This is a genomic window from Pseudomonas cyclaminis, from assembly GCF_015163715.1.
Lineage (GTDB): Bacteria > Pseudomonadota > Gammaproteobacteria > Pseudomonadales > Pseudomonadaceae > Aquipseudomonas > Aquipseudomonas cyclaminis.
The window spans coordinates 1-7,442 of sequence record NZ_JADDUM010000087.1; the positions used below are offsets into that span (position 1 = coordinate 1).

General features: G+C 59.1%; 10 protein-coding genes and 1 pseudogene. 6 read left to right on the top strand and 5 right to left on the bottom strand.

Features of this window, described 5'->3' with window-relative positions; translation table 11 throughout:
* Positions 1-95: 95 nt before the first annotated feature.
* Positions 96-559, bottom strand: a pseudogene (locus IQK56_RS12300) (LTXXQ domain protein).
* Positions 560-897: 338 nt separating this feature from the next.
* Here IQK56_RS12300 and IQK56_RS12305 point away from each other — a divergent pair.
* Together IQK56_RS12305 and IQK56_RS12310 are read left to right on the top strand one after the other, a co-directional pair.
* A complete protein-coding gene (locus IQK56_RS12305) occupies positions 898-1,446 on the top strand; it encodes an ImmA/IrrE family metallo-endopeptidase (protein WP_147479000.1) in 549 nt (182 codons plus the stop codon).
* Positions 1,443-1,859, top strand: coding sequence for a hypothetical protein (locus IQK56_RS12310; protein ID WP_122305135.1), 417 nt, complete (start codon positions 1,443-1,445; stop codon positions 1,857-1,859). Before IQK56_RS12305 ends, IQK56_RS12310 begins: the two co-directional genes overlap by 4 nt.
* A gap of 67 nt (positions 1,860-1,926) precedes the next feature.
* Here the strand turns inward: IQK56_RS12310 and IQK56_RS12315 are convergent, their stop codons facing one another.
* The 4 genes from IQK56_RS12315 to IQK56_RS12330 form a co-directional block, all read right to left on the bottom strand.
* Positions 1,927-2,604 (bottom strand): response regulator transcription factor, encoded by a 678-nt coding sequence (locus IQK56_RS12315; RefSeq protein ID WP_049711772.1) that lies wholly within the window; start codon positions 2,602-2,604, stop codon positions 1,927-1,929.
* Positions 2,605-2,611: 7 nt separating this feature from the next.
* The gene (locus tag IQK56_RS12320) at positions 2,612-3,019 is read right to left on the bottom strand and encodes an SH3 domain-containing protein (protein ID WP_122305134.1); all 408 of its coding nucleotides are present in this window, start codon (positions 3,017-3,019) and stop codon (positions 2,612-2,614) included.
* A 106-nt stretch (positions 3,020-3,125) separates the two neighbouring features.
* On the bottom strand, positions 3,126-3,425 hold the full coding sequence (locus IQK56_RS12325; protein ID WP_122305133.1) for a YciI family protein: 300 nt from the start codon (positions 3,423-3,425) through the stop codon (positions 3,126-3,128).
* 1 nt (position 3,426) lies between these two features.
* Entirely contained in the window at positions 3,427-4,023 is a 597-nt protein-coding gene (locus IQK56_RS12330; protein WP_150675623.1) for a septation protein A, read from the bottom strand.
* An 87-nt stretch (positions 4,024-4,110) separates the two neighbouring features.
* Between IQK56_RS12330 and IQK56_RS12335 the strand changes: the two genes are divergently transcribed.
* Genes IQK56_RS12335 through scpB form a run of 4 tightly spaced genes read left to right on the top strand, consistent with a single transcriptional unit; the run spans position 4,111 to position 7,357 of the window.
* Complete coding sequence (locus IQK56_RS12335) at positions 4,111-4,974, top strand: PHP domain-containing protein (protein ID WP_122305131.1); 864 nt, start codon at positions 4,111-4,113, stop codon at positions 4,972-4,974.
* 13 nt (positions 4,975-4,987) lie between these two features.
* Positions 4,988-5,617: an L-threonylcarbamoyladenylate synthase gene (locus tag IQK56_RS12340; protein ID WP_122305130.1), complete on the top strand. Its 630-nt coding sequence runs from the start codon at positions 4,988-4,990 to the stop codon at positions 5,615-5,617.
* A gap of 60 nt (positions 5,618-5,677) precedes the next feature.
* Entirely contained in the window at positions 5,678-6,436 is a 759-nt protein-coding gene (locus IQK56_RS12345; protein ID WP_183140427.1) for a segregation and condensation protein A, read from the top strand.
* Between the two features lie 12 nt (positions 6,437-6,448).
* Complete coding sequence (gene scpB, locus IQK56_RS12350) at positions 6,449-7,357, top strand: SMC-Scp complex subunit ScpB (protein WP_122305129.1); 909 nt, start codon at positions 6,449-6,451, stop codon at positions 7,355-7,357.
* Positions 7,358-7,442: the final 85 nt, after the last annotated feature.

Sequence of the window (7,442 nt, forward strand, 5' to 3'; positions counted from 1 at the left end):
CAGGATGCGCCAGAACAATGAACGCACAGGAAACCCTCAAACAGGAAAAGCCCAGTGGCGGGGGCCACTGGGCTGGGAGCGTTAACGCGGGGGCATTATTGCGCTTTTTGCGGCTGTTGCGCTTTCCAGGCCTGGAATTCCTTCCACTCGGCGCGGCGCTGTTCCTGTTTCTTGACGATCTCGTCGAACTGCTTCTGCTGATCAGGCTTGAGCACGGCACGGATATCGGCCTGGGTTTTCTGCTTGCCGGCGGCGATTTCATCCTGCATGGCTTTCTGGTCAGCGGCCGGGAGTTTGTCCAGGTACTTTTTGGTCAGGTCTTTGCGAGCGTGCCATTGGTCGCCCATCAGCTTGCCGATCTGCTGGCGCTGTTCCTTGCTCAGGTCCAGCTGGCTGAATGGGCCGCCTTTGCCACGCGGACCGTGTTCACCGCCGTGGCCCGGCCGCCCATCATGTGGCCTTCAGGACCGCCCATCGGGCCTGGGCCTTCAGGCATTGCGGCCATGGCAACGGTTGGCAGGGCAGCGGCGAACATCAAAGCGATAAGGGTCTTGCGCATGGTGATTCTCCTGTCTCTATTCCGGTGAGTCCGGATGTGAGTAGATTACCCAGAGCAAGGTCAGCGGCGGTCAGGGGAGCGTAAAGCTTGGGTAAAGAGGGTTTTGATGCGAGCTGACAAAACTGTTGGAGCATCGCCACCGTCTCGAGTGGTAATGAACGTTGCTGGCTCAGTGCAATTCTGCGCATGTGAGGAGTTGCCGCTGTATTGCTACGGTATGTATGCAGGGGTTGGCAATGCGGCTGGGATGGCTGTATAAAAACACAGTTCTGCCTCTATTTATATGGATCAAGTGGATTCATTTGTGTCAACTATAATTTGACGGGGAGACTTGACTTGTGCAAAATCCGGCCTCATTTTTAGCTCGCAAAGCCATTGTTTTCAGCTATGTAAAAGGAGGACGCATGGAGTACAGAACTGCCGATGACGTCCTGCGCGCCCATTGGAGTGGCAGCTTGCCGGTCAATCCAAAAGTTATCGCTGAGTCGATGGGGATAGAAGTAAAGGCTCTCACGCCATTTGAGCGGGAGAGTTGGCGTCCATCGGAGAGTGGTCACTACTCTTTCCGAAATGGCAAGCCGTTGATTACTTACAATTTTCTCGATGCTCCGGTACGGCAGCGTTTCACCATTGCACACGAGATTGGTCATCATGTGCATGGTGATCTTGACGCACCTCGGGACACCTCCGAGCAATTCAGTGCCAGATCCAGGGATCCTAAAGAGATTGCAGCTAACCGATTTGCTGCTGCTCTCTTGATGCCTGCTGCACTGGTGAAGCACATGGTTCTTGAGCAGAGAGTCACTGATATTGCAAAACTGGCGAATGCTTTTGGCGTGTCGACGGCGGCAATGGAGTTCAGACTGAAGGCGATCGGGCTTCTATGAACGATACCAGCGACGATTTGGCGGGAGGGGAGGCGGATAATCCTGGTCTGATCAGTGACTACCTGAAGAGAGAGTCCTGGCGCTTCAGGTGGGAGAAGCGACTTACCAATGTTACTGTCGCATTGATTTTGCTGTTTTACGTATCGCTGCTTGGATTTGTTTTCTTGGGGAATATTCGGATTTCAGCGGGTACTTGGTACTTTTTTACCGCTGTTCGCCCGCACAGTACGGGCGATATTCCAATCATAGTGTCCCTTTCCACCGTACCAACTCTACTTCTGATAGCTCTGCTGCGGTACTTCCATCACAGGCCGAAGCCTGATCAGGATGACTCCCAGGCACCTTTGCCAATCAGTGTTGAGGCCGCGAAAGAAATAATTAAAGCCACTACCGATGCAATGAAAACCCATTGAATCTGTTTTGAATAACAAAGCCCAGCCTTTCAGCTGGGCTTTTTGCATGGCCACAAAATCGGATGCTTTACAGGCTGTAATAGTAGCCACGACTGCGCAACGCCACGATCCGTGGCCGGCCATCCGGGTGCGGGCCGATCTTTTTGCGCAGGTTGCTCACGTGCATGTCCAGGCTGCGGTCGTACAGGGTCAGCTTGCGGCCCAGGGCGATCTGCGCCAGTTCCTGCTTGTCCAGCGGCTCGCCGGGCTGGCGCAGCAAAGCTTCCAGCAGGCGGCTTTCGGAGACGGTGAGGGTGAATTCCTGCTCATCGATACTGACCACGCCGCGCACCGGGCTGAAGCACAGGTCGCCCAGCTCAAGCTGGCTGGACACGGCGGCCGGATGGCTGCGGCGCAATACGGCGCGCAGGCGGGCTGTCAGTTCCCGTGGGTCGCAGGGTTTGGCGAGGTAATCGTCGGCGCCCAGTTCCAGGCCGAGGATGCGGTCCAACGGTTCGCCCCGGGCCGAAAGCATCAGCACCGGCAACTCCGGATGATCGTTGCGCAATTGCTTGAGCAGCTCCAGGCCGCTGCCGTCGGGCAGCATCACGTCGAGCACCACGGCAGCCGGAGCGCTGTCGGCCAAGGCCTTGCGTGCGCTCAAACCGTCGTGACAGGCACGCACCTGAAAGCCTTCCTGGCTCAACCAACTGGTCAGCAGCTCACAGAGCTCCTGGTCATCATCTATCAGTAACAGCTCGCTCATGACTCACTCAATTTAGCCATTGTCGACGGCGACGGTGCCCACCGCTGGCGAAGATCCCACACAGCAAGGCGATCAGTGCGACGGCCCCGCCGGTGACAAACCATTGCTGTTGCTCGGTCAGCCATTGGGTCAAGGCCCCGCCCTGTGAATCTTTGAGTTGCTGGGTCAGCTTTTGGTTCTCTTGACGAAGGCGACTCAATTGAGCGCTTTCGCGGGCAGCATCCGCGTTTTGCAGTTGCTTGTTCAGTTCTTCACGCTGGCGTTCGCTTTCTTTCAAACGTTGCTGCAACTCGCTGATCTGGCTGCCGGCACTCAAGGACAGCGGCGTGGAACTGCCGGTGTTCGAGGTTTCTTCAGCATGGGCCGTAGCCCCGATCGTTAACACTGCCAACAGACACAACTGACGTAAGCGCATCGGAACTCCTGATTCCACACGAATATTCAGATTGTTGTCGGCCGGTTACCGAGAATAATGAGCAATTAGCAGCGCGCCGAACACAATGTGTCCGGCGCAGCATGGGTCACGGCAGGACTTGCTTGAACGGCTTGATCACGACATCGGCGTAAACGCCGGCCGCGACATAAGGATCAGCCTTGGCCCAGGCCTGGGCATCGGCCAGGGAGGCGAACTCGGCGACGATCAGGCTACCGGTGAAACCGGCGTCGCCCGGATCGTTGCTATCTATGGCCGGGTGCGGGCCGGCCAGTACGATGCGGCCTTCGGCTTGCAGCACTTTCAGGCGCTCGACGTGGGCCGGGCGTACGGAAAGGCGTTTTTCCAGCGAGTTGGCAACGTCAGTGGCAATGATTGCGTAGAGCATGTCAGTCCTCGGTTTTCGGCGTAGTAGGCTCGGCGTCATGCAGGTGGCGCGACAGGTAAATACCCTGGGCGATCAGGAACAACACCGTCATGCCCAGGCTGCCGAACACTTTGAAGTCGACCCAGTATTGCTGGAAGGTGAAGGCCACGAACAGGTTGGCCGCGCCGCAGAAGATGAAAAACACGATCCAGGCTACGTTCAGGCGTGTCCAGACCGGTTCCGGCAGGGTCAGCGCGTGGCCCATGATCCGCTTGATCAGCAGGCGGTCGCCGATGAAGTGGCTGCCGATAAACGCCAGGGCGAACAGCCAGTTCACCACCGGGGCTTTCCATTTAAGGAAGGTTTCGCTGTGAAAGGCCAGGGTCAGGCTGCCGAAAACCAGGCACGCGACCAGGGTCAGCCATTGGCTTTTTTCCAGTTTGCGCTGGGAGATGAAGATCGCGCCGTAGACCACGACAGAGCTGATGATTAGCACGGCGGTGGCGCTGTAGATGCCGCCGACAGTGAGCTCATGGCCAGCCAGGTCGATGACCCGAGGGTCGAGTTTGTAAACGATGAAGAACAGCAACAGCGGAATGAAGTCGATGAATTGTTTCACAGTAAGAGCCAGAAGCTGGATGTGGCGGCATAATAACAAACATCCTTGGTTGCGAAAGCGCCAGCTGACTTGAGGTTACACACTCCCGTGAATGTTGATTTGCACTGCCACAGCACGGCCTCCGACGGCGCCCTGGCGCCCGCGGTACTGGTTGCGCGTGCGTTTGAAAAAGGCGTGCGAGTCCTGGCGTTGACCGACCACGACACCCTCGAAGGCCTCGACGAAGCGCGCACAACCGCCCATTCGTTAGGCATGCAGCTGGTCAACGGCGTGGAATTGTCCTGCACCTGGGGCGGCGCGACCATTCACGTGCTTGGCTACGGCTTCGATCAGAAAGCCCCGCCGCTGGTGGAGGCCATCGCGCAATTGCACGACGGCCGCTGGCTGCGGTCCGAAGAAATAAGCCGCAAACTGGCCCTCAAAGGCATGCCCAATGCCCTCGACGGCGCCCGCGCCATCCAGCAGGAACTGGGTGACAGCGGCAATGCACCGGCCCGTCCGCACTTTGCCGACTGGATGGTGCGTGAAGGTTTTGTTAAAGACCGCGCTGAAGCCTTCCGCAAATGGCTGGGGGCCGGCAAGTTGGGTGATGTGAAGCAACATTGGCCGACCCTGGAAGATACCGTCGAGACCCTGCGGGCCTCCGGGGCCTGGGTCAGCCTGGCGCATCCCTGGCATTACGATTTCACGCGCAGCAAGCGCCGCAAGCTGATCAGCGACTATATTGGAGCGGGCGGCCACGCGATCGAAGTGGTCAACGGGCATCAACCCGCCGAACAGGTCGGCAGCCTGGCGATCCTTGCCCGCGAATTTGGTCTGCTGGTCAGTGCCGGCAGTGACTTTCATGGCCCGGGCGGCTGGTCCGAGATCGGCGAGTATCGCCAGGTCCCGGAAGATTTGCCGCTTTTGTGGGGGCGATTCAAGCATGACCCCATTATTGCCACCGTCTGAACAGGTAGAACCCGTGAGTCAATTCTTCCAGATTCATCCGGAAAACCCCCAGGCGCGCCTGATTAAACAGGCCGTGGAGATCATTCGCGCCGGCGGCGTGGTGATCTACCCAACGGACTCGTCCTATGCCATAGGTTGCCAGATCGGCGACAAAGGCGCGGTCGAGCGTGTGCGCCGTCTGCGTCAATTGGACGACAAGCACAACTTTGCGCTGATCTGCAGCGACCTGTCGCAACTGGGGCTGTTCGCCAAGGTCGACACCGGCACCTTCCGCCTGCTCAAGGCTCACACGCCGGGCCCGTACACCTTCATTCTCAACGCCACCCGCGAAGTGCCGCGCCTGCTGCTGCATCCGAAGAAGCGCACCATCGGCCTGCGTGTGCCGGAGCACCCGATTGCCCTGGCGTTGCTGGCGGAACTGGGCGAGCCGCTGATGAGCGTGTCGTTGATCATGCCCGGCGACACCGAACCCCTGGAAGACCCGTACGAAATGCGCCAGCTGCTGGAAAAGCAGGTGGACCTGATCATCGATGGCGGCTTCGGCGGCGGCAAAGCCTCCACCGTGATCAACCTGGCCGATGGCGATCCAGAAGTGATCCGTGTGGGCTGTGGTGATCCGACTCCGTTTATGGTCGAGGCCTGAATGTCGTCAGTGGAAACCGTCGACCCTCAGGCAGGCGCCCAGCAGGAACTGCCGTTTGCCATGGTGTACGGCCAGGCCGTGCTGGAAATGCCCCTGGACTTGTACATTCCGCCGGACGCGCTCGAGGTCTTCCTTGACGCCTTCGAAGGCCCGCTGGATTTGTTGCTGTACCTGATCCGCAAGCAGAACATCAACATCCTCGACATTCCGGTAGCGGAAATCACCCGCCAGTACATGGGTTATGTCGAGTTGATGCAGTCGGTGCGCCTGGAGCTGGCCGCCGAGTACCTGGTGATGGCCGCCATGCTGGCCGAGATCAAGTCGCGCATGCTGTTGCCGCGTTCGGAGACGGTCGAGGCCGAAGAAGACGACCCGCGTGCCGAACTGATCCGACGTCTGCAAGAGTATGAACGCTTCAAGGCCGCCGCCGAAGGTATCGACGGTTTGAGCCGCGTGGGCCGTGACGTGGTGGTACCCAAGCTGGATGCTCCCGAAGCCCGCGCACGCAAGCTGCTGCCGGACGTGAGCCTGGAAGAATTGCTGATGTCCATGGCCGAGGTGCTGCGCCGTGGCGATATGTTTGAACACCACCAGGTCAGCCGCGAGGCCCTGTCCACCCGCGAGCGCATGAGTGATGTGCTGGAGCGCCTCAAGGGCGGTGGGTTTGTGCCGTTTGTCGAGCTGTTCACCAAGGAAGAAGGACGCCTGGGGGTGGTGGTGACCTTTATGGCGGTCTTGGAATTGGTCAAGGAGTCCTTGGTCGAGCTGGTCCAGAATGAGCCTTTTGCGGCTATCCACGTGCGGGCGCGAGCCGAATAAAGAGCTGAATCGATGAATCTGACTGAACCCCGCGAACTGGCGCCCCTGCTGGAAGCCTTTCTCCTGGCCTCGGGCAAACCGCAATCCCTGGAGCGCCTGTTCGAACTCTTCGAAGAGGCCGAGCGCCCCGAACCGCCGGTGTTTAAAAAGGCGCTGGAGATTTTGCGCAAGTCCTGTGAAGGCCGCGCCTTTGAACTTCGCGAAGTGGCGTCGGGTTATCGCCTGCAAATCCGTGAGAAATTTTCCCCGTGGGTCGGCCGTCTGTGGGAAGAGCGCCCGCAGCGTTATTCACGGGCGATGCTGGAAACCATGGCACTGATCGCCTATCGCCAGCCGATCACTCGGGGCGAGATTGAGGATGTGCGGGGCGTGGCGGTCAACAGCCATATCGTCAAGACGTTGCTGGAGCGCGAGTGGATCCGCATCGTCGGCTACCGCGACGTGCCGGGCAAACCGGCGATGTTCGCCACCACCAAGGTATTTCTCGACCACTTCAACCTGAAAAACCTCGACGATTTGCCGCCGCTGGCCGAATTGCGCGAGATGGAAGCCGAGCCGGTGCTGGACTTCGACGACGCACCGGTGCCGGCAAGCCTGCAGGAACTGGCCGATGCCAGTGCCGAGCCGGAAGAGCCCAAGGACGAAACCAGTTTCCACACCTTGCTGCTGGAACTGGACGACATGGAGCAGGGCATCAAGACCGACTTCGATGATTTGCTGCGCGATGGTGCGGCGGAGCCTGAGGCCGAAGCCCAGCCTGAACCAGAGCCAGAGGAAGACATCCTCGGTGTGGCCGAAGCCCGGGAAAAACTCCTGGCCGCCGTCGCCGCGCTCGAACAGCCGCCGTTGAGCGATGAAGAAGACGAAGCTCGCGCGTTGGCCGAAGCTATCGAGGCCGAACGTCGCGAATTCGAAGACTGATGAGGGCATATGTGGGAGGGGGCTTGAACCCCGATTGTGGTGTGTCAGTTTGCACATGTATTGACTGACCCACTGCCATCGGGGG